The sequence below is a fragment of the Psychrobacter sp. TB20-MNA-CIBAN-0197 genome (genome assembly GCF_040309765.1).
GTDB lineage: Bacteria > Pseudomonadota > Gammaproteobacteria > Pseudomonadales > Moraxellaceae > Psychrobacter > Psychrobacter submarinus.
In genome coordinates, this window is the sequence record NZ_JBEOPC010000015.1 from 1 (window position 1) to 24,806 (window position 24,806).

The following is a 24,806-nucleotide window of genomic DNA, read 5'->3' on the forward strand; positions in this document are numbered from 1 at the left end:
TACCTGCAATTTTCACTTAGACTAGAACTATTTTAGCGATCAGCAGTGCGCATTTGTGAATGTTCAACACGCCCTATAGGTTTTATGGATTGATTGTCTTAAAATAAGGCCACGCAACCCTCACTGACGATGCAAATCATACCACTTTGAGAGTCACAGTAAACCCTTTTAGGAAGATGACTATGAATAGCAAATACTCCCTACCTCTATTAATACTCGTCAGCGGCACGCTAGCTGTAAGCCCTAGTTATGCTGACGACAGCTCTAGTATCGAAAAGGCAGGCAGCGTGGTTGCTGTTGCGATCCCTGCTATCGCTTATGGTAGCACTTATTATAAGGATGACAAAGAAGGACGCCAGCAGTTTTATCGAGGGTTTGGCACTACTGTTGCTACAACTTACGCGCTAAAAGCGGTGATAGATAAGGAGCGCCCTAACGGTGAGGGCGATAACTCTTTTCCCTCTAGTCATGCTTCAGCCGCTTTTCAGGGGGCAAGCTTTATTCATCGGCGCTATGGCCTTGAGTATAGCATTCCAGCTTATTTAGGCGCAGGCTTTGTCGCTTATAGTCGCTTAGACGCCGATGAGCACGATGCATTAGATGTGCTCGCTGGCGCAGCTTTGGGCATGGTGAGTAGCTGGTACTTCACCACTACCTATAATGATCAGTTAACCGTTGCGCCTAATTTATCGCCTGATTATTATGGCTTAAGCGTTAATTATCAATTTAAGTAATTTACTTGCACAATAAGACTAGCTCTCATTATCAAAGTTTAGTACAATGCTCAAAATCTGTGCCTAAGCGAGTGGACATGATGTAAGTTACTCTTCACCCCTATGTGAATTAAGTATCTTTTCATCTATTTGTCTTCTCGCTTTTTTGTGGGAAAATTTCAGCGATAAGCGGTTTTATAACGCTTTGAATTGGTATAAATTATCGATTATCCGCTGAAGTGACAACCACAAATATAGTAGCGCATTCATCATCAATAGCGGAGGCAAATCCTTGAATTCATCGACAACAACACAAGCAATTTTGGCATTAGCAGATGGGACGATTTTTCGAGGTGTCAGTATTGGTAGTACAGGTCATAGGGTCGGTGAAGTGGTCTTCAATACCGCAATGACAGGCTACCAAGAAATCCTAACTGATCCAAGCTACGCGCGCCAATTAGTTACCCTCACCTATCCTCATATTGGCAATACTGGTACCAACGCTGAGGACAGCGAATCTGGCAACACCCAAAGTCATGATAAAGTCTGGGCAGAGGGTCTTATCATTCGCGATGCCACTTTAACCACTTCAAATTTCCGTAGCTCTGAATCACTAAGCGATTATCTAAAACGTAACGATACTGTGGCTATTGCTGAGATTGATACCCGTCAGCTGACGCGTTTACTGCGCGAGCAAGGCGCCCAAAACGGCTGTATTATGACCGCGTCGAACGGCATTGAGGTAAGCGACTCAGACGTACAACAAGCCATTAAGCTTGCGCAAGAGTTTACCGGTCTCAAAGGCATGGATTTGGCAAAAGAAGCCACCCATCCAGAAGGTTTTGAATGGACGTCGGGCACTTGGGAATTATCCGATACGCTACTCAATCGTGATGCACCCGGTAGTCATGACAGCGGTACGGGCGGCTTCTTCAAGCAACTTGGCACGCACATCGAGCACAAATACGATGTCGTCGCTTATGACTTTGGCACGAAGACTAATATCTTACGTATGCTGGTGGATCGCGGCTGCAAGGTTACTGTGGTACCCGCGCAAACACCGATCGAAGAGGTGCTAGCGATGAATCCAGACGGTATCTTCTTATCTAATGGCCCAGGCGATCCGGCGGCTTGTGATTACGCTATTGACAGCGTGCGTCATATCATTGAAGAGACTGATATCCCTACCTTCGGGATTTGCCTCGGCCATCAGCTAGTTGGACTGGCTAGCGGCGCGAATACGGTTAAGATGAAGACCGGGCATCATGGTGCCAATCATCCAGTACAAGATTTGGGCACTAGCGCGGTGATGATTACCAGTCAAAACCATGGTTTCGCAATCGATGAAGATACCTTGCCGGATAATGTCAAATCAACGCATCGCTCATTATTCGATGGTACTAACCAAGGCATTGAGCTGACCAACAAGCCAGTCTTTAGCTTCCAGGGTCACCCAGAAGCGAGTCCTGGCCCTCATGACGCGGCTGAGCTGTTCGATAAGTTTGCGGCTATGATGGAAAAGGCAAAGGCTTAATAGACCTTAATAGATTTGCCCCACTCTTAACTCCTAGCATAAGTGTAAGCGTAGAGTTAACCTTAAAAACAAACTATCTAGGCGCTAAGACTTATCATAGCGTCTAAAATGGCAGCAGCTAAATATCGTTAAAACGAATTGCAAATTGTAGTAAGCATCTAAAAATCCCAATCCGCCAAAATAGGACTTAAAAACATTATGCCAAAACGTACCGACATAAAAAGCATTCTTATCATTGGCGCAGGCCCTATCGTTATCGGTCAAGCATGCGAGTTTGACTACTCAGGCGCACAGGCGTGTAAGGCCTTACGCGAAGAAGGTTACCGCGTTATCTTAGTCAACTCAAACCCTGCCACTATCATGACTGATCCTGTCATGGCGGACGCCACTTACATCGAGCCCATTACATGGCAGACAGTCGAGCAAATTATCGATAAAGAGCGTCCTGATGCGATTTTGCCAACGATGGGCGGTCAAACGGCGCTCAACTGTGCGCTAGAGCTAGATCGTAACGGTGTGCTAGAGAAATATGGTTGTGAGCTGATTGGCGCAACCAAAGATGCCATCGAGATGGCAGAAGACCGCGATTTATTTGACAAGGCGATGAAGCGTATCGGCCTTGAGTGTCCGCGCGCAGAGATTGCCGAAACCATGGAAGAGGCTTTTGCCACCCAAGAGAAAATGGGCTATCCGTGTATCATTCGTCCCTCTTATACGATGGGCGGCTCGGGCGGTGGTATCGCTTATAACCGCGAAGAGTTCATCGAGATTTGTGAGCGCGGTTTTGACTTGTCCCCTACTCATCAGCTACTTATCGATGAATCGCTAATTGGCTGGAAAGAGTACGAGACTGAAGTCGTGCGTGATAAAAACGACAACTGCATCATCATCTGTACCATTGAAAACTTCGATCCGATGGGCGTGCATACTGGCGACTCAATCACGGTCGCGCCGGCGCAAACCTTGACCGATAAAGAATATCAAATCATGCGTAATGCCTCATTGGCAGTACTACGTGAGATTGGTGTTGAGACGGGCGGCTCAAACGTGCAGTTCGGTATTAATCCAAAAAATGGTCGCATGGTCGTCATTGAGATGAACCCGCGTGTCTCGCGCTCCTCAGCGCTAGCCTCAAAAGCCACGGGCTTCCCGATTGCTAAAATCGCTGCCAAACTAGCGGTCGGTTATACCTTGGACGAGCTACAAAACGACATCACCGGCGGCGCTACGCCTGCCAGCTTCGAGCCGACGCTTGATTATGTCGTCACTAAGATACCGCGCTTTAACTTTGAGAAGTTCACGCAAGCCGACAATATATTATCAACGCAGATGAAATCGGTCGGTGAAGTGATGGCTATCGGCCGTAACTTCCAAGAGTCTATGCAAAAAGCCCTACGCGGCCTCGAGACTGGCGCAGACGGCTTCGATGAGCAAATCGACTTAGCGGCAGTGAAACCAGAAAAAGCGCGTAGCGAGATTATTAATCGTTTGACTGTACCAACTCCCGATCGCATCTTTTATATCGGCGATGCCTTTCGTATCGGTATGAGCGTGGAAGAGGTGTTCAAATTCACTAACATCGATCCTTGGTTCTTGGTACAAATCGAAGATGTTATCAAAACTGAAGAAAACGTAAAAGCGCTTGGCTTTGGCGACTTAAATGAGAACAATCTGCGCCAGTTTAAACGCAAAGGCTTGTCAGATCTACGTTTGGCTAAACTGCTTGGCATCTCACAAAAGCAGCTACGCGCTAAGCGTTGGGACTTAAATATCCATCCCGTCTATAAGCGTGTCGATACCGCAGCAGCAGAGTTTGCTACGAGTACCGCTTATATGTACTCAAGCTACGACAGCGAATGTGAGGCTGAGCCCACTGACAACAAAAAAATCATGGTCATCGGCGGTGGCCCGAACCGTATCGGTCAAGGTATTGAGTTTGATTATTGCTGCGTCCATGCGGCTCTTGCCATGCGCGAAGATGGCTATGAGACTATCATGGTCAACTGTAACCCTGAAACGGTCTCTACCGACTATGATACCTCCGACCGTCTCTACTTTGAATCTATCACTCTAGAAGATGTGCTAGAGATCGTCCGTATCGAGCAGCCTGACGGCGTTATCGTGCAGTTCGGTGGCCAAACGCCATTGAAACTGGCCCGCGCTTTAGAGGAAGCTGGCGTGAAGATCATCGGTACTAGCCCTGACGCTATCGACCGCGCTGAAGACCGTGAGCGCTTCCAGCACATGATTCAGCAATTGAACCTCACCCAACCGTCGAACGCACTAGCCACTAGTCTTGAGGATGGCTTGATAAAAGCCAAAGACGTCGGCTATCCGCTTGTGGTACGCCCGTCTTATGTACTCGGCGGCCGCGCAATGGAGATCGTCTATAACGAAGAGGAGCTCAAGCATTACCTGCGCACCGCCGTACAAGCGTCCAATGAAGCGCCAGTACTACTCGATCGCTTCTTAGATGATGCCGTCGAAGTCGATGTCGATTGCGTCTGTGATGGCACAGATGTAGTGATCGGCGGTATCATGCAGCATATCGAACAGGCGGGCGTGCACTCTGGCGACTCGGCTTGTTCACTGCCGCCTTACTCACTGTCAGATGAGCTGTGTGATGTGATGCGCGAGCAAACCATAGCGATGGCAAAAGAGCTTGGCGTTGTGGGTCTGATGAACGTACAGTTTGCGGTCAAAGGCGAGACCGTTTATATCCTTGAGGTCAATCCCCGCGCCGCGCGTACCGTACCTTTTGTCTCAAAATGTATTGGTACATCGCTTGCGCAAGTGGCCGCACGCTGCATGGCAGGTACGTCACTCAAAGACCAAGGTTTCACACACGAGATCAAACCTGATTTTTATGCGGTAAAAGAGTCGGTATTCCCGTTTGCTAAGTTCCCAGGCGTCGACCCCATCCTTAGCCCTGAGATGAAGTCGACTGGTGAAGTCATGGGCGTTGGCAAAACCTTTGGTGAAGCTTTTTACAAAGCGGTTATCGGTAGTAATGAGCGCTTGCCAGGTCTACCGACTGAAGGTGAAACCAAAACTGTCTTTATCTCAGTGCGTGATAGCGACAAAGAACAAATCGTTGCAGTCGCTAGTCAGCTACAAGACTACGGCTTTGAGATAGTCGCGACCACTGGCACGCAAGCGGTATTGGCTGATAACGGTATCGACTGTAAGCAAATCAATAAAGTCACCGAAGGTCGCCCGCATATCGTTGATGCGGTCAAAAACGGCAAAATTGACTTGATTATCAATACCACCGAAGGCAAACAAGCGCAAGAGGATTCGTTCTCTATCCGCCGTAACGCGCTACTAGGCAAAGTCTTTTATGTCACGACCTTAGGCGCCGCCGAAGCCGTTTGTAAATCTTATGCAATCGACTTGCCTTTCGATGTTTATAAATTGCAAGACTTACATGCAAGAGCTAAGCCTGTCGCTTAGTAGCACTCGCGGTCTGTATTGATATTCTATTGACTTGGCAGCTTAAATTCAGTAGATTAGACCTATCGTAAAGCATGTTTTAAAAGTTTATAAATCCTATTCGGCTTAAAAAAGCATAGTAGCATCACTGCTACTATGCTTTTTATTGTGCTTTGAGCAAGTCAATCAGCGTCTGTTAAACTTTTATTACTTAGCTTTTGTTAGCTGGCTTTAATTACATAGATTTATCTCCATAATCTTTATATACTCTCTCACACTCATTGCAACAACATAGCACCATCTCACTATTCACTAGGAGATGGTGTGCTGTTATTGGTTTAAGGAAAAAACATGCAACGTTATCCTATGACTCCCCAAGGTCACGCCGCTTTAGAGGCCGAGCTTAAACAATTAAAAACCATCGATCGTCCGCGTATTACCGCCGACATCGCTGAAGCCCGCGAGCATGGTGACCTAAAAGAAAACGCTGAATATCATGCCGCTCGTGAGCAACAAGGCTTCTGTGAAGCGCGTATCCGTGACATCGAAGCGAAGCTTAGCGCCGCGCAAGTCATCGACCCTGCTACCCTGAACAAAGAAGGCCGAGTGGTGTTTGGTGTCACCGTTGTTATCGAAAACGTCGATACGGAAGAAGAAAAGCAGTATCAAATCGTCGGTGATGATGAAGCGGACTTTAAAGCGGGTAAAATCTCCGTCAACTCGCCTATCGCGCGCGGCTTGATTGGTAAGTTTGAAGGCGATGAAGCCCGTATCGAGACGCCAAAAGGTATGGTTGAGTATGAGGTGATGAAGGTTATTTATAACTAATCAAGCTCAGCCCTAGCTTTCTATCAATACCTCAATGGATTAAGTTTCCTTAATCCATTGAGGTATTTTTATGCGTATTATTGCCTGCCTTATGCCTGCCTTAGCTCAGTAAATATTCATTGATGTACTTTTGGCAAATTACACAATGCTACTATTTAACTTCCTTATATTTAGCAGATAATCAGTTAACTTTTGAGCCAATCACGGACTGTCTACTTTATTATAAGGAATTTATGATGACTACGAACACTATTACGAATAAAACGGTTTTTGCAGCTACAATGACCAGCTTCGTGCTGTTCTCTTTTAGCGCCAATGCTGCTTCTGAGATTATTATCAATCAACCTGCGACTGGCAGTACTACTGTCGTTGAGCAGTATTCTGATGGCAATACGGCGACTATTACCGCCACCCCCAACGGCATCTCTATGCGAAATGGCATGCCCTACTCAGTGACGCAAGTGACTAGTGTGCCGCGTTATACAGTTAGTCAAGGATCATCGACTGTCGTTGCTAGAGGTCCGATAACCAGTCAAGTCACTCAGCAAATCGGTAATACGCCAATGACGACAGTGACTACTCCCATCCATACTGCTGCCCAAGTGATGACGCCAGTGACAACAGCTGCTGTCGTTAATAATCAAATCGTGACAAGCCCAGTCGTTACCAGTCAGACGGTGACCACTTTAGATACCCTACAACTGAACCCCACTTTTAGCACTCCTGGTGTCGTCAATGCTCATACTAAAGTGATGAAAATCCTAAAAGACAGTAGTGGCCGTGATGTCGCGGTCCCTGCTAATAGCATTAAGCCTGGTGATATCATCGAATATCAGACCACTTATGTTAATAATAGCAATCAGCCTATCAATGATGTGAATGCTATGGTTGCTTTGCCAAGTGGCGTAAGAGTGGTGTCGTTAAACAGTCCACTACCGACCTTAGCGACTACTGGCGGCGATAGCTATCAGACGATTCAACAAGTCGGTAATACTGTGACGGTGCAAGAGAATTATTCAGCTCTCAAGTGGAACTTGGCAAACCTGCCTGCTAATACGCCACAAACAGTCGTGATACGCGCTAAGGTGCAATAGTTTTATACTTAATCAATATTTAACCTCTTTATCTAAAGACGATAAGCCTTGATTCATTAAGGCTTATTCTATGTCATAGGCGACAACAGTTGTCGCATACTATTGATAATTTGCTATTAAATACAATGACTTAACGCCAAATTTGATAAAATAGCACTCTACTAATGAATGGGTACTATAAGTTATGGCAACCATCAATTATGACAGGCTACAAGGTAAGCTCAATATCTTAGCGGATGCGGCTAAATATGATGTCTCTTGCTCCTCCTCCGCTGGCACCCGTAAAAACCAAGGCGGCGGCCTCGGTGATGCCTCAGCGACAGGTATTTGTCACAGCTACACAGAAGACGGCCGCTGCGTCAGCTTGCTCAAAATCCTACTGACCAACCACTGTATCTATGATTGCGCGTACTGCACCTCGCGTAAAAGCAATGACACGCCGCGCGCGGCTTTTACGGTTGAAGAAGTGGTTGATTTGACCATGCAGTTTTATCGCCGCAACTATATCGAAGGGCTATTTCTAAGCTCAGGTATCTTTAAAAGTGGCGACTACACGATGGAGCGACTGGTGGAAGTGGCAAAGATACTGCGCACTCGCGAGCGTTTCAATGGTTATATTCATCTAAAAACTATTCCTGGCGCTTCAAAAGAGCTATTGTTAGAGGCAGGACTCTATGCAGACCGTCTGAGCGTCAATATTGAGATTCCGACTAAGTCAGGGCTTGCACTGCTTGCGCCTGAGAAGTCACATGATGAGCTAAAAGCGCCGATGGAAACGGTTAAAGAAGAGATTATCACTATCCGTGAGAGCCGTAAAACTCATAAAAAAGCGCCAAAGTTCACCCCAGCGGGCCAGACTAGTCAGATGATCGTCGGCGCTAGTAACGAGACCGATTTGCAAGTGATTCAGTTATCGAGCCACTTCTATAAACAGTACGACCTCAAGCGCGTCTACTACTCAGGCTATGTGCCGATGCTGTCTGATAATCGACTGCCTGCTATCGGCACGCCGGTACCTATGGTGCGTGAGAACCGCCTCTATCAAGCGGACTGGTTAATGCGTTTTTATGGTTTTGGCGCGCATGAGATCGTTGAGCCTGACTCGCCGTTTTTGGATTTGGACTGTGATCCAAAGCTCGCTTGGGCAATTCGTCATCGTGAGCATTTCCCCGTCAACATTCAGACAGCAAGCTATGAGATGATCGTGCGTATCCCCGGTATCGGCACTAGAACCGCACGAAAGATTATCAAAGCGCGCAAGTTCAATCAGCTGACTCTAGAGCATCTCAAAAAGATGGGCGCTGCGGTCAATCGCGCCAAGTACTTTATCGCGACTACAGGTAAGAATGAGCATCTCTCGCATTTGACTCGCAATAACTTTCGCCAATATGTGCTCGCGCAAACGCAAACCAAGTACAAAGATCAGCGCAGTGGTCAGATGGCGTTATTTTAAAAGGTTGGTTTAATTTAGTATGCGTAGGCTGTGGCTTTAGCCCAGCAAAAGTTATGTAGGATTATTATCGCAGACAATAAAAATAGTTTATGAAATAAGTAGTCTATTTTGTACTAGGTTTAAAAATCAAAAGCGCTGGGCTAAAGCGCCAGCCTACGGTAATAGCTAGCTACCTCAATCTAAATCACTGTGAGGGAATAATGTCAGTACTTAGTATCAATCAGACTTACTCTGTCGGTCATCTAACGCCGAACATCTTACTTTACGAGCCAAGCTTTGAGGGTTGGCTTAGCGCAGTCTATCAGGTGTATGAGCGTAAGCTGCAATATGATCAGTCCTTGCAATTGATCGCTGAAGATCAGTATGTACCCTCACTAATAAGCACCGCCGCTCATGTCACAACTGATGATGAGCAAGCTCAGCGCGTGCTTGTTAAGCTCAATAAGCTGCTTGGGCGCTCAGGGATGCGCCAGATCCTTTGGGGGTTTTTATCAGAAAAGCCTAACATCGGTACTACCCTATTTCATATCGTCAAATATGCTATTGATCATCCTAAACGCCAAGTGTTAGAGGATTTGGGACGTTTAGAGGTGTTGGAGCTTGCGCAAACGGTGAAGTCCGTACACCGAGAAAAGCACCGTATGGAGGCTTTTGTACGCTTTGAGCACACCACCGATGATATTTATTTTGCACGTGTTGAGCCGGATTTTAATGTATTGCCTATTATTGGCGAGCATTTTCGTCAGCGCTATCAAGATCAGCATTGGGCGATATACGACTTAGCGCGCGGTTATGGCATTTATTATGACAAAAGTCAGAGTACGCCATCACATCCTGCTGAGCTACAAACCATCACTAATCTTGATGAGGCAGTGCTACGTAATCCTGCTAGCATCCATAGCGTGGATGAGCAACGTTATCAGCGCTTTTGGCAAGGCTACTTTACCAACGTCAATATCAAAGAGCGTAAAAACACCCGTCTCCATAGACAGCACATGCCGCAGCGCTACTGGAAATATTTAAGCGAAAAACAAATACTGCCCAACGCTGATTACCTTGAGAAAAAAAGATAGCAAAAATCGTCAGACCACCTTTGCACCTACTTACAAACCTTAAGCGCTTTTATCATCCGTACTCTCGCTGTAAGGTTGAGTTTTACTCTTTTTTAACTGACAATAGCAGCTTACCTTTTTGATACTTTAAATCTTAACTTAAAGAGTGCTTGCCGCTATTATGATCGTTATGCGCTTACTATCTTCCTTAAAACACGATGAGTCCGAACGCGGAATCTTTCATCTTGGGCGCGCTTTGGTCAAGAACGGCCACACCTCTATTATCGTTTCTAGCGCGGATGAAGATAACGAACTGGTCAAGCGTCTAGAGCGTGATGGTAACTTATACCATCAGCTGCATATGAATAAAAAATCTTGGCGGTCTTTACTGCAAGTAGTACCGCTGCGTCATCTGATCGAAAAGTATAATCCAGATATCATTCATGTCCACTCTAGAACGCCGGCTTGGATACTACATTTGGCGCTTAAACGCGCCAAAGTGAAGCGCCGCCCGAAGCTTGTGTCTACTATGTATGGGTTTTATCCTATTAATAAGTACTCGCAGGCCTTGTTGGATGTGGATACTATCATCACCGTTTCTGACAGTGTCACTAACTATTTGATCAAAGGCATCCGCCGTGAGGAGCTTGGTCCTAGGCACATTAAGCGTATTTATCGCGGGGTCGATACGCGCCGTTATCCCTATCGGCACAACCCTTCTGTCTACTGGCTACGCCGTACCTTCGCTGAACACCCTGAGCTTGAGCACAAAAAATGGCTAGTGTTTCCGACGGTTATCGGTAACGAATATGGGCAAGAGTGGCTTATCGATATCTTAGGTAATCTACAAGAGCAGTTCCCTAACATTCATGTCATCATCATGGACGAAGATTACCGTGAAGGCGATGTGGTGCATGAAGACTTTCGTCAGCGCAGTAACACGTTAGGCTTAAGCGAGCGTATTACTTATGTCGGCAGTAAGCGTAACGATATGCGTGAGTGGCTGTCAGCGGCGAATATCGTCATGGCGCTCGCCAATCAGCCCGAATCTATCGGTATCAATGCCCTACAAGCGATCCATTTAGGTACACCGGTCATCGGTTGGGATCAAGCTGCCTTTAGTGAGATTTTGCAGCCCCTCTATCCGCAAGGCCTCGTCAAAAAATATAATGCTAAAGCGCTTTGCAAAGTAGTCAGAAGTCAGCTTGAGAGTGTCACGCGCCCTGAGATGACCAATAAATTCACTATGCGTAAAATGATTACCGAGACTCTAGGTATTTATCAGAAGCTGTATGAAGACTCGTTAATAGAAGGGCAGGCAAAACTGAATAAGCAATCCGATAAAAAACTAACCAAAACGCTTAAGTCAGCAGCGCAATCTTTGAACAAACCCTCTGATCATCTGACTGAACAGCAGCCAGTGAAAAAACGCCCTGCCAAAGACTCCATATCATTAACCAAGAAAAGCTGAGTCAAATCTAAAACACATCTAAAACATATCTAAGTTACCAGAGCTTTCATGTTTTATTACAAAAAGAGCCCAACCTTAAAAAGTTAAGCTCTTTTTTCTAACGTACTCGTATTGATACAGATACAATCATCATATTATACATACATAGCGACTCCCAAGCACTCTACGAGCTTGAGCAATGTTAGCTCACAGCGCTGCACCAGTATTTAATCGAGACATATTCTTCAATACCGTATTTTGAACCTTCTCGGCCAAAGCCAGATTGCTTGATACCGCCAAAAGGCGCTACTTCGGTTGAGATAAGGCCAGTATTATGACCGACGATGCCGTATTCTAATGCTTCGGTAACGCGCCATGAACGCGCATAGTCACGACTATAAAAGTAAGCCGCTAAACCAAAGATGGTATCATTGGCTTTTTGAATGGCTTCGGCTTCCTCTTCAAAAGTAAATATCGTGGCAATAGGTCCAAATATCTCCTCTTGAGCAATATCCATCTCGGAGGCGACATTCGTCACTACTGTTGGGTTAAAGCTTAGCTTTGAAGCATCATTTTTATCGCCGCCCGTCACCACTTTAGCGCCTTTATCGAGCGCATCTTGCAGCAGGGTTTGTACTTTTTCTAAGCCGTCCTCATTAATAAGCGGACCAATATCAACGTCTTCATCCATGCCATTACCGACTTTGAGCGCGGCGACTTTTTTGGTAAAGATATCTAAAAACTTATCTCTTACGCTCGCCTGTACATAGATTCGGTTGGCACAGACACAAGTTTGACCGGCGTTACGGAATTTTGAGGCGATTAGGCCATCAGCAGCGGCTTCTAAGTCGGCATCATCAAAGACAATAAATGGTGCGTTACCGCCAAGCTCTAAAGAGAGTTTTTTGATCGTCGGCGCGCACTGTGCCATAAGCGTACGCCCAACTTCAGTAGAACCTGTAAATGAGAGCTTTTTCACACGATTGTCGCTGGTCAAAACCTCGCCTATCATTGAGGATTTACCCGTGACTATCTGAATCACACCAGCTGGAATACCGGCCTGCTCAGCTAACACCACAAGCGCTAATGCGGAAAAAGGAGTTTGCGTAGCGGGCTTGATAACCACTGTACAGCCTGCCGCGAGAGCCGGTCCAACTTTGCGCGTGATCATCGCCGCCGGAAAGTTCCAAGGAGTAATAATGGCGCATACGCCTACCGGCTGCTTGATAATCACATGACGCAATGAGGTTTTGGTCGCCGGTATAACGTCACCATACACGCGCTTGCCTTCCTCAGCAAACCAGCGGATAAAGCTATTGGCATAAGCCATCTCGCCGCGCGACTCTGTCAAAGGTTTACCTTGTTCAGCAGTCATAAGCACAGCGAGATCTTCTTGGTTGTCATCAATCAGATCCGCCCACTTCTGTAACAGCTCACCGCGCTCTTGGGCTGTTTTGGCGGCCCACGACGCTTGTACCTTGTCAGCATAAGCTATGGTGTCGATGACGTCTTGTTCTGTGAGACTAGGGATAGTGCCTATGGTTTGCCCGCTAAAAGGGTTAGTGACCTCGATGGTCGCACCATCACTTGAGTCTTGCCAGCTATCTTTGATTAAGCATTGCTGTTTGAGCAGCTTTGGATTAGAAAGGGTTAAAGTATCAGACATTATTATTTTCCTTATTCTTAATTATATAGGATGTATCGATAGCCGTACGCCGATGTGTTTTTATTTATAGAAGCACATTTTATATACTGCTTTGATATGTCGGTGTAGTCGCTTGTATTTGCATCACTGTGATAGCGTATACCTTTGCAGTTGTAAACGGACTCCCTCATTATAAGAAGATGAGGAGAATATTTACAACGGCCACTAACACTTCTATTACTAATACTAGTATCAGCTATAAAACTCATACTAGGCTACCTTTTATGACCTCCCTATTTCTCATAGCATTCTCATAACCTTCTTAATATTCATTGTTACTTCTTGTTGTACTTTTAAATTCAAAATAAAAACGCACGCTAGAGTTAAGCGTTTAATAGCCAACCCCTAGCGTGCGTTAGTGTAAATCGATTAAGATAATTTAAAAGAAAGCCTGAATACCCGTTTGCGCGCGGCCTAAAATTAGCGCATGTATATCGTGGGTACCTTCATAAGTATTGACTGCTTCTAGGTTCATGACATGACGAATAATATGGTACTCGTCCGAGATACCATTACCGCCGTGCATATCACGAGCGCTGCGGGCGATATCGAGCGCTTTGCCGCAGTTGTTACGCTTAATGAGCGATATCATCTCAGGCGCTGCATTGTGTTCATCTAATAAGCGACCAACGCGAAGAGCGGCTTGCAGCCCAAGAGTAATCTCGGTCTGCATATTCGCTAGCTTGAGCTGAACCAGCTGCGTGGCGGCTAGCGGACGACCAAACTGTTTACGATCTAGAGTGTATTGACGGGCCGCTTTCCAGCAAAATTCTGCCGCGCCCATAGAACCCCAAGCGATACCATAACGCGCTTTATTTAAGCAACCAAAAGGGCCTTTTAAACCGCGAATATCAGGAAAAGCATTCGCTTCGGGTACGAATACCTTATCCATGACAATCTCACCGGTGATAGAAGCGCGTAGTGAAAACTTGCCTTCAATCTTCGGCGCGGATAGACCTTTCATGCCTTTGTCTAGGATGAATCCGCGAATTTTATCTTCATCATCTTTGGCCCAAATGACAAATACATCAGCGATCGGGCTGTTGGTTATCCACATTTTATTGCCCGTCAGCTCATAACCGCCATCGACACTGCGCGCACGTGTGGCCATCGAAGCAGGGTCAGATCCAGAATCTGGCTCGGTCAAACCAAAACAGCCTACATATTCGCCTGAGGCCAGTTTTGGTAGATACCTCTCTCGCTGCTCTTCAGTACCGTACTCATAGATAGGATGCATCACGAGGCTCGACTGTACGCTCATCGCCGAGCGATAACCTGAGTCCACCGCTTCGACCTCACGCGCTAGTAGACCATAAGCGACATGCGACAAGCCGGCACAGCCGTAGCCTTCGATAGTCACGCCAAGCAAGCCCATCTCCCCCATTTGCCGCATGATATTGCGATCAAAGCTCTCGTTACGATTGGCAGCAACGATACCAGGCATCAGCTCTTTTTGAAAAAACTGCCGCGCGCTATCACTGACCATGCGCTCTTCATCGGTCAGCTGGTCGCGCAATAAAAAAGGATCTTCCCAATCAAAGCTTGGGCTGGACTGCTTAACATTGTGCGTAGTACTGTGCGTAACATTGGTAGGTGCTTGCATATTGCTTTCCTTGGCTTTATAGCATAATTTGTGACGGGTTAGCTTATGATATATGGAATAAACAGTAAATCATAACGGTTCGTTTCATTTTAGTAGATAACAGCCGCTAGTCAAAAGCTGTGTTTAAAAGATGATAAAATCTTAATCACCAAGATGTTTGATGAGGTCTGGTCTTTGAAATAGCACACCGTTACGCAACTCTCATTTAGCCGTGATATTATAGACGTATAATATTTTTATACCTGCCTTTGAGCGGTTATTCATTGTCATACTGCTGAGTCGTCCCATGCCCCAATCTCGTACCAACCTAAACGCTGAACCCAAAGGAAGCCTTCCCTACCTTATCGGCGTATTGTTACGCTATAGTACCTTTGCCGCTGCTGCCTTTTTGTTTTTGGCAGGACTACTGCTGACGAATTGGTGGCTGATTATCATCGGCGGCCTGCTAGTGGCTTTAGGTATCTATGATATTATGCAATCCAAGCACGCCATCTTAACCAACTACCCAGTTGCCGGTCACGTCCGCTACGTCTTAGAGGATTTTCGGCCTGAGATACGTCAGTACTTACTAGAAGATGATAAAGAACAAGTGCCTTTTTCGCGCCAGCAGCGAGCGCTCGTGTATCAGCGCGCTAAAAACGTTAGCGACACCAATGCCTTTGGTACTTTAGATAATTTATATGCCCAAGGCAAAGAGTGGTTCTTACAATCTGCCCTTAGCCATCCGCTAGAAAAACAAGACTTTCGCATTACGGTTGGCGGCGAGCGCTGCATACAGCCTCATGATATGTCAGTATTTAATATCTCAGCGATGAGCTTTGGTAGTCTCTCTGCCAACGCCATTATGGCGCTTAATCAAGGCGCTAAGATTGGCGGCTTCACGCACGATACCGGTGAGGGTGCTATCAGCCCTTATCATCGCAAGTTTGGTGGTGACTTGATTTGGGAGCTTGGCACTGGCTACTTTGGTTGCCGTACTGCCGAAGGCAATTTTGATGCGCACTCTTTTGCCGAAAAGGCAGTCGACAGCCAAGTGAAGATGATTGAGGTTAAGCTATCGCAGGGCGCGAAACCTGGCAAAGGCGGCGTACTGCCAGCCGAAAAAATCACCCAAGAGATTGCCGATACCCGGCAAGTACTTACAGGGCAAGATTGTGTTTCGCCCTCTTCGCATAGCGCTTTTAGTACGCCGCGAGAGCTAGTCGCGTTTTGGCAACAACTGCGCGACTTATCAGGCGGTAAGCCTGTTGGATTTAAGCTGTGCATCGGTCAGCCATGGCAGTTTATGGCGATTGTCAAAGCCATGATGGAAACCGACAACTATCCTGATTTTATTGTCATCGATGGCGCTGAAGGCGGCACGGGAGCGGCGCCTGTTGAGTTTATGGACAGTGTCGGCATGCCGCTTATTGATGGCTTCTTATTCGTGCATAACACCTTAGTTGGTGCCGGTATCCGTGAGAAAATCAAGCTTGGCGTCAGTGGTAAGATTGTCTCAGGCTTTGATATTGCGCGTATGCTAGCGCTAGGTGCAGATTGGTGTAACTCTGCGCGCGGCTTTATGTTTGCTGTGGGCTGTATCCAGTCGCGCTCATGTCATACCAACACTTGCCCTGTCGGCGTGGCTACCCAAGACCCGTATCGTCAAAAAGCACTAGATGTCCCTAGCAAAGCAGAGCGCGTTGCCAGCTTCCACAAAAACACGCTGAAGTCCTTATCGAGTATCGTTGGCGCGGTAGGGCTTGAGCATCCAAGCCAGTTGCAGCCTTATCATATCGCTCGCCGCCTTGATGATGGGCAAATCAAGCTCTTATCGAAGTTCTTTTACTTTGCTGATGAAGGTGCGCTACTCGATCATAGCGCCCGCGCTGATGTCTTCAATCAGATGTGGGTGATGGCTGATGCTGATACTTTCTTACCAGATAATGATGCGCTCATCGCTTACAATAAAGACTCGCGTGATAAGGGTAAAAACACAAAGCTCAAGCACGAAAAAACGCTTGAAGATGTGACTGAAAACATGAATACCAATCTAAAAGAACAGTAATGTCTCTTAGCCTATCGACTACTCTGAATCGCCAGATACTGCAGCTTAGCGCAGCTTTCTTTTCAGCGGCAGCTTTGAGTGCTTGTCAGCCTTCTAGTACAGATAAGCCTGATAAAACAGCGCAGGTTTGGTCCTGTACAACTGAGCAAACTCCTTTTAGTTATAGTGCTTGTCGCATCGACAGCCAAGCACTAACCGAAGATCGTTATCAGCTAAAGCTGTTTTGGCAAGATGCTAATAAACAGACGCTACTGACTTTTGACAAACTTATTGACAGCCTACCGAGTACCCAGTCACTAAGCCTTGCGGTGAATGCAGGCATGTATAACGACAGCTACGCGCCCATTGGCTATACGGTCATCGAGGGCGAAGAAAAGCGGGCGCTAAACCTAAAAGAAGGCGGCGGTAATTTTCATCTGCTTCCTAATGGCGTGCTATGGTGGGATAAATCAGGCAAAATACAAATTACTGAGAGTCAGGCTTTAGATGACTTAATCAAAGACGATAGAGCCCAGCCTTGGTATGCCACGCAGTCAGGCCCGATGCTGGTAATCGATAATGAGATCCATCCTAAATTCAACCCTGACAGCCAGTCTTTAAAGTTTCGTAATGGCGTAGGCGTCTGTAGCGATGGCAGTATGCATCTGGTCAATAGCGAGAAGCCCGTGAGCTTTTATCAGTTTGCTGAGCTATTCAAAGAGGATCTGCACTGCCCTAATGCGCTATTCTTGGATGGTGGTATTGCCTCAGCGCTTTACGCGCCTAGCATCGACAAGCATGATAAAAAACAGATGGGCGTGATGATTGGCGTGGTTGATACTCAGTAAATACGTTAGATCTGAGTTATGAGCTAAATATAAAGCCTTACCTATTTGCTTAGCCATTAGTTTTTTGTACTTGGCATATCTCAGATATCAGCTTATGCCAGTCTTGCTTTAAGCAAAACTTATAAAATCTGATTTTTAGCGCGGTTTTTTTGCGGTATAAGGGGCTGGTTTGCCATTTACACAGGTGCTGCTCTATACTGGAGACGATATACGCTTCGCTAAAGCCTTTGTGATTACTTGGACTCAAGACCAATAAGTTGCTCATACATACAGGCGCAACGTCATAAAACAAAATGCGCTCCACCTCACTAATAGGCAGATGGGCTACTCGTTTGGCGATATACTCATAGCTTATCTCGTTATCAACAAACAAATCAGACAATGCCATCCATGCCACTTTTTTATCGCTAACCTCACTCATAGAACTTCTTTACGATCGCATGACATACCATGCCTTAGCTTAAAATTAGCACATCTATCTGCCCCTTAGTAGCTAATAGTGGCTAAATTTTGCTACAATAGCGCCAATTTTTATGCTAAACAGCAGCACCTTACAAATTACTGATTTTATTAACGTATTGAGAGACCATTATGGGTTTTAACTGCGGTATTGTCGGCCTACCCAATGTAGGCAAATCCACTTTATTTAATGCTTTGACCAAAGCGGGAATCGCCGCTGAGAACTTTCCCTTTTGTACCAAAGATCCCAACACAGGTATCGTGCCGGTACCCGATCCACGTCTCAAAAAGCTTGCCGATATCGTCAATCCTGAGCGCGTATTGCCAACAACGATGGAGTTTGTCGATATTGCCGGACTCGTCGCGGGCGCGTCAAAAGGCGAAGGCATGGGTAATCAGTTCTTAGCCAACATTCGTGAGACTGACGCTATCGCCCACGTGGTACGCTGCTTCGATGATGATAACGTGGTGCATGTCGATGGCCGCGTCAGCCCAATCGACGATATCGAAACCATCAATACCGAGCTGGCTTTAGCTGACCTCGAAGCCGTTGAGCGCGCTATATTGAACCTCTCCAAAAAAGCCAAAGGCGGCGATAAAGATGCCACTGCAATGCTTGAGGTATTCAAAAAGATTGAGCCCCTACTTGCAGAAGGCCGAGCGGCGCGCGCAGCCAACTTAGATGATGATGAGAAAAAACTGATCAGAAGCTATGGTCTTATTACCCTTAAGCCTACTATGTATATCGCTAACGTTAGTGAAGATGGCTTTGAGAATAACCCTTACTTGGACGCGGTGCGTGACTACGCTACGGGTGAAGACTCTATCGTCATCGCGCTTTGTAACCAAATCGAAGCGGAGATTGCCCAATTAGATGAAGAAGATAAAAAAGACTTCTTAGCTGAGATGGATATGGAAGAGGCAGGTCTTGATCAAGTGATTCGCGGCGGTTATGATCTGCTTGATATGCAGACTTACTTTACCGCTGGGGTCAAAGAAGTTCGTGCGTGGACGGTCGCTATTGGCGCGACAGCACCGCAAGCGGCTGGCGTGATCCATACGGACTTTGAGCGTGGCTTTATCCGTGCTGAGGTCATCGCTTATGACGACTTTATCGAGTATAACGGCGAAAAAGGTGCAGCTGCAGCCGGTAAATCGCGCTTAGAAGGCAAAACATACATCGTGCAAGATGGCGATATCATGCATTTTAGATTTAACGTATAATCTCATACGGTAATCCCTGTTTATTGAGCATTACACACTACTCATTCAGCCGGTGTTGGTACTTTATCAGCATCGGCTTTTTTTTATTTCTTTTTTGTTATATTATAACATATCTTATTTCTGACATATTTTGAAATTTCTATATAAATGAGGATTTTATGGTTACTAAATTTGCGGGTTTTGTACTTGTGGGAAGTGTCGCAATGGGGTCGTTACTGGGTTGTCAACCTAATACAGATACAGTCGATTCTGAAGCAGTCACCGAAGAACATGCTGAGCCTAGTCAAGAAGAACACGTTCATCATGAGCATGATGGACACGATCATAACGGACACGATCATGATGATCACGAAGGACATGATCACGCCAGTGCAGGCACACCGTTTGTTTGTGAGCCTACCACTACTATTAGAGTTTTTTATAATAATGATAGTACACCACAAACGGCCAGCCTACTCATTGATGGTCTCGAATACGATTTAAATGCTAGAGAAAGCACTGACAAAACAGTCTATATGAGCGATATAGGCCTAGATGACACTCATGGCATTATATGGCAAGTAGATAGAGATAAGGCAACTTTGCGCAATAAGACACTAGATGGCAGTGTGGCTATAGAAGAAGAAGATGTGATATTTAATTGCCAAAAATCTTAGTTGCTGGCTGTACCGAGAGTACTATTTTGTTATGCTAAAGGCTCCCTTGGTTCGGATATGTCACTATGCTAGGTACGCCAACTTCTTTATCGTCTCCTACCGCACAATGGTCTCACCTTCTCAACTCTCAACGTCTTGGTTCTACAAAAAAATTCGTTACTCATGGAGTTACCCGTTCCCAGTTCCATAAAGATTACGACAGATTGGTGTTTTCACACTCGTTTCGGCAGCTTAACCAAAAAACGCAGGTGCATCCTTTAACCAATCAGCTTGGCATCCACACGCGCTTGACCCATTCGCTAGAGGTGTCCTGTATCGGGCGCTCTCTTGGGATGATGTCTGCCGAAAAGCTCCATGAAAAGCTCGCTGGCGGCCTGCCTATTGGAGTGTCGTCGGCTGATGTTGGGGTGATAGTGCAAGCCGCTTGTCTGGCTCATGATATTGGCAATCCGCCTTTTGGTCATGCTGGCGAGTACGCCATACGTGATTGGTTTATTCATGCTGAGCGCCGCTCGGTACTAAAGCATTTAAGCGCCGAAGAGCGGTTAGATCTATTAGCTTATGAAGGTAACGCACAAGGCTTTCGGCTACTGGTGCGTAATGAGCATCATCCTGATAAAGGCGGTATGCGCTTAACTTGCGCCACGCTCGGCGCTTTTATGAAGTACCCTTGGCAAGCCAGCCATAGCAATATCATAGATTTTGATAATAGCTACCCCGTAGATAAAGTACAGAAATTTGGCAGTTTTGTCAGTGAAGCGCACCAGTTAGAGGAGCTCGCAACTTGCTTGCAGCTGCCACGCTCACAACTGCACGATGGCTTTGCGCGTCATCCGCTCGCTTATTTGTTAGAGGCCGCTGACGATATCTGCTACGCCTTGATAGACTTAGAGGATGGCATCCAGCTTAATATGCTCAATTTCAATGAAGTTGCAGAAATATTTTATCAGCTCATTGGTGAGCGCCCTGCTGCTATCACTTTACCAGCAAAGCTATCGGTCAGCCAGCAGTTGGCCTCTTTGCGAGCGCGCGCTATGATGCGGCTCGTCAATACAGTGACGGATGCCTTTGTAGATAATAGCGAGGCGATGCTAGCTGGCGAGCTGACTGGTAGTCTATTCGCCCACTGTGATGCAGAAGTGCAAAGCGGTATTACTCAGGCTAAGCTATTGGCTCGCGAGCGCATTTTTAATCATCCAAGTAAGGTGCGAATGGAGCTGATGGCCAATCAATGCTTGCAGCGATTGCTCGACGCTTTTATGCCGCTTGCTTGGACTGTATCGAATCATGCATCAATGCCCTTTGAGCAGCAGCGCCTGCTTAGCCTACTACAGCCGCATCTCAGCGAGCAACAGCGCCAGTTGTCTGACAATATTTATCACAACATACTGATTATTTTGGACTTTATTACCGGCATGAATGATCATGAAGCTTATCGGTTAGCGCAAGAGTTACAAGGTCACTGGGGCACGATGGTATAAGGTGTTTTTAGGCTATAATAAAAACCTAGTATAAGTGTTCTGATTTTATTCGTATTTTCATCTTTAAATCGGTATGATAAACAACAACTCAGCCACAATAGATATCTTATGAGCAGCCGCGAACAAAAAAAACTTCAAACCAGACGGGCTTTTTTTAATGCCGTTTTAGATCTGTGTATGACTGGGCAATCTTTTAGCTCGATTAGTCTGCGCCAAATCACTCGTGAAGTGGGCGTAGTGCCCACCGCATTCTATCGGCATTTCGATGATATGGAATCGCTCGGTCAAGCTTTGGTGATTGAGGAGCTTGGCGGTACGATGGCTACTTTAAGTGAAGGCTTGCATATCGGCAAGACTCGCAGCTTTGAGCGCCAGATCGCCAAGAGTATTCAGCTGTTCTTACAGATGGTCAGCGAGCAGCCCTACTATTGGCAGTTTCTAGTCAGTGAACGCTTTGGCGGCTCGGAGGCGGTGCGCAACACCATCGATAAACTATTAAAGCTGCATATACAGAGCTTATCAGAAGATTTAGCACTGCAGCCGGCTTTTAGTCACATCAACGACTATGACCGTCTTCTGCTGGCTGATGCTGGTATCAACATGTTTTTTTCTTGGATTATTGATTGGTTAGAGCTGACTTATTCTGAGGATCATGACGATGAAGCCGATTTGGATGAGATTGAGCGCAAAAAGCACCAGATGCAGCACAACTGTACTCGTCAAGCCCAGATGCTCTTTTATGGCGCTTATAATTGGAAATCTACCGAAGAGACTTTGCTTGATGAATAACGTCTACAATTCTTAAAGGATAAAACTAGCTTATTGAAAGTTAGGCGCAAAGGCCCAAAGCCGCTGCGACACTACTCTAACGGTCTTTGCGGATGTCTTATTAGAGCCGTCATTGTTGTTATTAGCAGCAACAGCAACGTTGTCAGTATTATTACCCTCAGAAGTATCGATTTTACTAATTAGCACTGTGGCAAATCTTTGTCGCGCTGCGCCTAAGTTAGCGCTATCGGTGGCAGTAATCAGCGCCGTAAAAGCTTGGCTATCGGCACCCAATAATGGCGTCAAAAGCTGACGCTGCTCAGTGCTGACCGCATTTAAAGGCGGCTGTTGCCAGATACTATCGACTGACTCGATGACTTGTTGCTTTTGCAAACGCTCTAACCCTTGCATCTGCTGCGCGCTGACATCCTCGACCAAAGCAGCCAGCACCTCAGGGTGAGCGGTATTGATATTGATCGGTAGATAATAAGGCACCGCAGTCAGATAAGGGCGCAAATTCGCTAAATCCTCCGCGCTCATATTAGGCATATCTTGCAGCTGATCAACACTGACGAACGGCTGATTGGGTAAAGCGGCGCTTAAGCCAGCGCCTTGTTGAGCATAAACTACGCCCTCCTCTCCGCCATCCTTATAGACTTCCCTATCCCCATCTTGCCAATCTAGAGCGGCGATAGCGATTTGTGGATCTAGATTGAGCTGAGTCAATAGCCGCTGAAAAACACCCAACGCGGCAACGTCTACTGTTCCGTCGTGATAAAGATTATTGATATTAAAGCGGGCGGCCTCATCGCGCAGCTCCATAGTCACGGTGTGCGACCCTAAAGGATAAGGTGGCAGCGGCTGCGCCCAAATATCTTGCAAACTATCGGTGTCATTGAGCATACTATCTGCTCGAATCAAAGTGACTGCCAGTTGCTGCGCGGCATCAATATCTTGTAGCAGTTGATTCTGATTGAATAATAAGCCGCTGCGACGAATGACAATCTTTTGACTAGCGAGCATAGCTCCTGCCACCACAGTGATACTGACCACCAATAACAGGATAGTCAATAAAGCCACGCCGCGTTGAGATCTGATTGCTATCGTCATAAGTCAGTTATTATTGCCAGTGTTGTTATTATCATTATTGCTATTACTACTGCTCAGCGCATTATCAGTCACAGGTAGAGGCTGCGGCGCTAACGCCCATTGCCAAGTAATCGGCATGTCCTGATAGGTAAAGCTAACGGCGACACCTTGTGGCAATAACTGAACGGTGTTTGCTGAGCTTGACTGCGTTACACCGTTGACTTTGTTATTAAGACTACTGCTATTCGCACTATTTTTATTGTTATTGGGAAAGGTATTAGCAGGCTCAGGCAGTAATGCTTGCCAGTTGGCAGCGGTTACGCCTTCGAGTAATACGCTATCTAAGCTCACATTTTGGCTCGTATTATCTCTGTCGCTTTGAATACGAGTATACTGACGACGAATCAAACGCTCGTCGGCAAAAATATAATCGACATGCTGCAAACTTGGGCTAGTTTGATAACGGGGGTCTGGATCAGCGAAACGCACAAAGCTTATCTGCTCGCTATATAGACGCATAAACGGCTCAGGCATCTGTACTGACGCAGTATCGCCAGTATTATTGCTCGGATTGTTATTATCGTTGTTATTGCCATTAGAGTCGTTAAGCTCACCTGCAGTTTGAGCATGAGGTGCTTGATAAGCAATAATCTGTCCCATATCCTGCTGCAGCTGCAAATAGGCGTACTGTAACGCTGCCAAATTATCCGCCTGCAATTGCGCCCTATCGCGCGCACGATTGACGCTATCGAATACTTGCCAGCCTGCCACCGCAAGCATCGCAAATATCGCCATAGCGACCATCAGCTCCAGCAAAGTAAAGCCGCGCTGCGCACTCATGGCGAGCCCCCATCATCGCTGTTATCCAAACCAAAGAAGGCGGCACGACTACTTGCTGTCTCAGGGTTACTGACTATCACTGTGATGTCCGTGACGACCGAACGCGGCTCACCATTGAGTATTGGCGCCACCTCAATAGTCACCTGTTTTAAGGCTGGGCTCAAAGTGTCGGCCACGCTCATCTGTACTTGCCAATCCCGTCCTTGCTCATTGACCGTTTGGCTGCGATTGGCAGTCAGCCAAGTCTGCTGAATACGTAAGTCAGCCGCAGCGTTTTGAGCAACGAAATGCGCTAAGGTTCGCGTTTTTAGGGTATCGACTGAAGACAGATAAGCGCTACTAGCACGGCTAGCGGCGACGGCGACGACGGCTAAGATAGCGAGCGCTACCATCACCTCAATCAAGGTAAAACCGCGCTCTGATCGGCGCACGTTTATCACTGAAGGGCTGTTAAAGGAGTAGCAAGGCTTATATGACGTATCAGGCACTTTTACAGAAGGCGGTTTATCTGTTTTTAGACTTAAGCGCGTAAATCTTTTGGTGTTCATACG

General features: G+C 46.4%; 20 protein-coding genes. 14 read left to right on the forward strand and 6 right to left on the reverse strand.

Annotation, left to right across the window (positions count from 1 at the left end; genetic code table 11):
- Positions 1-182 precede the first annotated feature (182 nt).
- The 8 genes from AAEY83_RS06205 to AAEY83_RS06240 all read left to right on the forward strand — a co-directional run bounded on the left by AAEY83_RS06205 (position 183) and on the right by AAEY83_RS06240 (position 11,577).
- Positions 183-734, forward strand: coding sequence for a phosphatase PAP2 family protein (locus tag AAEY83_RS06205; RefSeq protein WP_025645766.1), 552 nt, complete (start codon positions 183-185; stop codon positions 732-734).
- Positions 735-1,005: 271 nt separating this feature from the next.
- Positions 1,006-2,247, forward strand: a complete 1,242-nt coding sequence (gene carA, locus AAEY83_RS06210) for a glutamine-hydrolyzing carbamoyl-phosphate synthase small subunit (RefSeq protein WP_025645764.1) — start codon at positions 1,006-1,008, stop codon at positions 2,245-2,247.
- A 198-nt stretch (positions 2,248-2,445) separates the two neighbouring features.
- Positions 2,446-5,700, forward strand: coding sequence for a carbamoyl-phosphate synthase large subunit (carB, locus tag AAEY83_RS06215; RefSeq protein WP_025645762.1), 3,255 nt, complete (start codon positions 2,446-2,448; stop codon positions 5,698-5,700).
- Between the two features lie 330 nt (positions 5,701-6,030).
- Positions 6,031-6,507: a transcription elongation factor GreA gene (gene greA, locus AAEY83_RS06220; RefSeq protein WP_025645760.1), complete on the forward strand. Its 477-nt coding sequence runs from the start codon at positions 6,031-6,033 to the stop codon at positions 6,505-6,507.
- Positions 6,508-6,743: 236 nt separating this feature from the next.
- A complete protein-coding gene (locus tag AAEY83_RS06225; protein WP_025645758.1) occupies positions 6,744-7,601 on the forward strand; it encodes a hypothetical protein in 858 nt (285 codons plus the stop codon).
- Positions 7,602-7,785: 184 nt separating this feature from the next.
- The gene (locus AAEY83_RS06230; RefSeq protein WP_025645756.1) at positions 7,786-9,054 is read left to right on the forward strand and encodes a putative DNA modification/repair radical SAM protein; all 1,269 of its coding nucleotides are present in this window, start codon (positions 7,786-7,788) and stop codon (positions 9,052-9,054) included.
- A 200-nt stretch (positions 9,055-9,254) separates the two neighbouring features.
- Entirely contained in the window at positions 9,255-10,127 is an 873-nt protein-coding gene (locus tag AAEY83_RS06235) for a TIGR03915 family putative DNA repair protein (RefSeq protein ID WP_025645754.1), read from the forward strand.
- 160 nt (positions 10,128-10,287) lie between these two features.
- The gene (locus tag AAEY83_RS06240; RefSeq protein WP_025645752.1) at positions 10,288-11,577 is read left to right on the forward strand and encodes a glycosyltransferase; all 1,290 of its coding nucleotides are present in this window, start codon (positions 10,288-10,290) and stop codon (positions 11,575-11,577) included.
- A 181-nt stretch (positions 11,578-11,758) separates the two neighbouring features.
- Here AAEY83_RS06240 and AAEY83_RS06245 read toward each other — a convergent pair whose 3' ends face one another.
- Together AAEY83_RS06245 and AAEY83_RS06250 are read right to left on the reverse strand one after the other, a co-directional pair.
- A complete protein-coding gene (locus tag AAEY83_RS06245; RefSeq protein WP_037059151.1) occupies positions 11,759-13,222 on the reverse strand; it encodes an NAD-dependent succinate-semialdehyde dehydrogenase in 1,464 nt (487 codons plus the stop codon).
- 418 nt (positions 13,223-13,640) lie between these two features.
- Complete coding sequence (locus AAEY83_RS06250; RefSeq protein ID WP_025645748.1) at positions 13,641-14,864, reverse strand: acyl-CoA dehydrogenase; 1,224 nt, start codon at positions 14,862-14,864, stop codon at positions 13,641-13,643.
- A gap of 286 nt (positions 14,865-15,150) precedes the next feature.
- Here AAEY83_RS06250 and AAEY83_RS06255 point away from each other — a divergent pair, with 286 nt between their 5' ends.
- Together AAEY83_RS06255 and AAEY83_RS06260 are read left to right on the forward strand one after the other, a co-directional pair.
- Positions 15,151-16,911, forward strand: coding sequence for an FMN-binding glutamate synthase family protein (locus AAEY83_RS06255; protein WP_025645746.1), 1,761 nt, complete (start codon positions 15,151-15,153; stop codon positions 16,909-16,911).
- A complete protein-coding gene (locus tag AAEY83_RS06260) occupies positions 16,911-17,738 on the forward strand; it encodes a phosphodiester glycosidase family protein (protein ID WP_025645744.1) in 828 nt (275 codons plus the stop codon). The genes AAEY83_RS06255 and AAEY83_RS06260 overlap by 1 nt, the downstream gene beginning before the upstream one ends.
- 49 nt (positions 17,739-17,787) lie before the next feature.
- Here the strand turns inward: AAEY83_RS06260 and AAEY83_RS06265 are convergent, their stop codons facing one another.
- A complete protein-coding gene (locus AAEY83_RS06265; RefSeq protein WP_025645742.1) occupies positions 17,788-18,159 on the reverse strand; it encodes a DUF7079 family protein in 372 nt (123 codons plus the stop codon).
- A 170-nt stretch (positions 18,160-18,329) separates the two neighbouring features.
- Between AAEY83_RS06265 and ychF the strand changes: the two genes are divergently transcribed.
- From ychF to AAEY83_RS06285, 4 genes are all read left to right on the forward strand, one after another.
- On the forward strand, positions 18,330-19,421 hold the full coding sequence (gene ychF, locus AAEY83_RS06270) for a redox-regulated ATPase YchF (protein WP_025645740.1): 1,092 nt from the start codon (positions 18,330-18,332) through the stop codon (positions 19,419-19,421).
- A 158-nt stretch (positions 19,422-19,579) separates the two neighbouring features.
- On the forward strand, positions 19,580-20,077 hold the full coding sequence (locus tag AAEY83_RS06275) for a hypothetical protein (RefSeq protein ID WP_025645738.1): 498 nt from the start codon (positions 19,580-19,582) through the stop codon (positions 20,075-20,077).
- Positions 20,078-20,142: 65 nt separating this feature from the next.
- The gene (locus AAEY83_RS06280) at positions 20,143-21,558 is read left to right on the forward strand and encodes a deoxyguanosinetriphosphate triphosphohydrolase (RefSeq protein ID WP_025645736.1); all 1,416 of its coding nucleotides are present in this window, start codon (positions 20,143-20,145) and stop codon (positions 21,556-21,558) included.
- Between the two features lie 108 nt (positions 21,559-21,666).
- Positions 21,667-22,347, forward strand: coding sequence for a TetR/AcrR family transcriptional regulator (locus AAEY83_RS06285; protein ID WP_025645734.1), 681 nt, complete (start codon positions 21,667-21,669; stop codon positions 22,345-22,347).
- A gap of 30 nt (positions 22,348-22,377) precedes the next feature.
- On the opposite strand, the gene gspK is transcribed toward AAEY83_RS06285, so the two are convergent.
- The 3 genes from gspK to gspI are packed head-to-tail and all read right to left on the reverse strand — an operon-like array spanning position 22,378 to position 24,803.
- Positions 22,378-23,436, reverse strand: coding sequence for a type II secretion system minor pseudopilin GspK (gene gspK / locus AAEY83_RS06290; RefSeq protein ID WP_025645732.1), 1,059 nt, complete (start codon positions 23,434-23,436; stop codon positions 22,378-22,380).
- Positions 23,437-23,439: 3 nt separating this feature from the next.
- Positions 23,440-24,255 (reverse strand): type II secretion system protein GspJ, encoded by an 816-nt coding sequence (locus AAEY83_RS06295; protein WP_025645730.1) that lies wholly within the window; start codon positions 24,253-24,255, stop codon positions 23,440-23,442.
- A complete protein-coding gene (gene gspI, locus AAEY83_RS06300; protein ID WP_084212631.1) occupies positions 24,252-24,803 on the reverse strand; it encodes a type II secretion system minor pseudopilin GspI in 552 nt (183 codons plus the stop codon). Before gspI ends, AAEY83_RS06295 begins: the two co-directional genes overlap by 4 nt.
- Positions 24,804-24,806 lie beyond the last annotated feature (3 nt).

Excerpts from the sequence above, each read along its gene's own strand:
- AAEY83_RS06275 (WP_025645738.1), top strand. The coding sequence starts at position 19,580 with ATGGTTACTAAATTTGCGGGTTTTGTACTTGTGGGAAGTGTCGCAATG.
- AAEY83_RS06240 (WP_025645752.1), top strand. The coding sequence starts at position 10,288 with ATGATCGTTATGCGCTTACTATCTTCCTTAAAACACGATGAGTCCGAA.
- AAEY83_RS06260 (WP_025645744.1), top strand. The coding sequence starts at position 16,911 with ATGTCTCTTAGCCTATCGACTACTCTGAATCGCCAGATACTGCAGCTT.
- ychF (WP_025645740.1), top strand. The coding sequence starts at position 18,330 with ATGGGTTTTAACTGCGGTATTGTCGGCCTACCCAATGTAGGCAAATCC.
- gspK (WP_025645732.1), bottom strand. The coding sequence starts at position 23,436 with ATGACGATAGCAATCAGATCTCAACGCGGCGTGGCTTTATTGACTATC.
- carB (WP_025645762.1), top strand. The coding sequence starts at position 2,446 with ATGCCAAAACGTACCGACATAAAAAGCATTCTTATCATTGGCGCAGGC.
- AAEY83_RS06230 (WP_025645756.1), top strand. The coding sequence starts at position 7,786 with ATGGCAACCATCAATTATGACAGGCTACAAGGTAAGCTCAATATCTTA.
- AAEY83_RS06255 (WP_025645746.1), top strand. The coding sequence starts at position 15,151 with ATGCCCCAATCTCGTACCAACCTAAACGCTGAACCCAAAGGAAGCCTT.
- gspI (WP_084212631.1), bottom strand. The coding sequence starts at position 24,803 with ATGAACACCAAAAGATTTACGCGCTTAAGTCTAAAAACAGATAAACCG.
- AAEY83_RS06235 (WP_025645754.1), top strand. The coding sequence starts at position 9,255 with ATGTCAGTACTTAGTATCAATCAGACTTACTCTGTCGGTCATCTAACG.
- AAEY83_RS06245 (WP_037059151.1), bottom strand. The coding sequence starts at position 13,222 with ATGTCTGATACTTTAACCCTTTCTAATCCAAAGCTGCTCAAACAGCAA.
- AAEY83_RS06250 (WP_025645748.1), bottom strand. The coding sequence starts at position 14,864 with ATGCAAGCACCTACCAATGTTACGCACAGTACTACGCACAATGTTAAG.
- AAEY83_RS06280 (WP_025645736.1), top strand. The coding sequence starts at position 20,143 with ATGCTAGGTACGCCAACTTCTTTATCGTCTCCTACCGCACAATGGTCT.
- AAEY83_RS06265 (WP_025645742.1), bottom strand. The coding sequence starts at position 18,159 with ATGAGTGAGGTTAGCGATAAAAAAGTGGCATGGATGGCATTGTCTGAT.
- AAEY83_RS06205 (WP_025645766.1), top strand. The coding sequence starts at position 183 with ATGAATAGCAAATACTCCCTACCTCTATTAATACTCGTCAGCGGCACG.
- greA (WP_025645760.1), top strand. The coding sequence starts at position 6,031 with ATGCAACGTTATCCTATGACTCCCCAAGGTCACGCCGCTTTAGAGGCC.
- AAEY83_RS06285 (WP_025645734.1), top strand. The coding sequence starts at position 21,667 with ATGAGCAGCCGCGAACAAAAAAAACTTCAAACCAGACGGGCTTTTTTT.
- AAEY83_RS06225 (WP_025645758.1), top strand. The coding sequence starts at position 6,744 with ATGACTACGAACACTATTACGAATAAAACGGTTTTTGCAGCTACAATG.
- AAEY83_RS06295 (WP_025645730.1), bottom strand. The coding sequence starts at position 24,255 with ATGAGTGCGCAGCGCGGCTTTACTTTGCTGGAGCTGATGGTCGCTATG.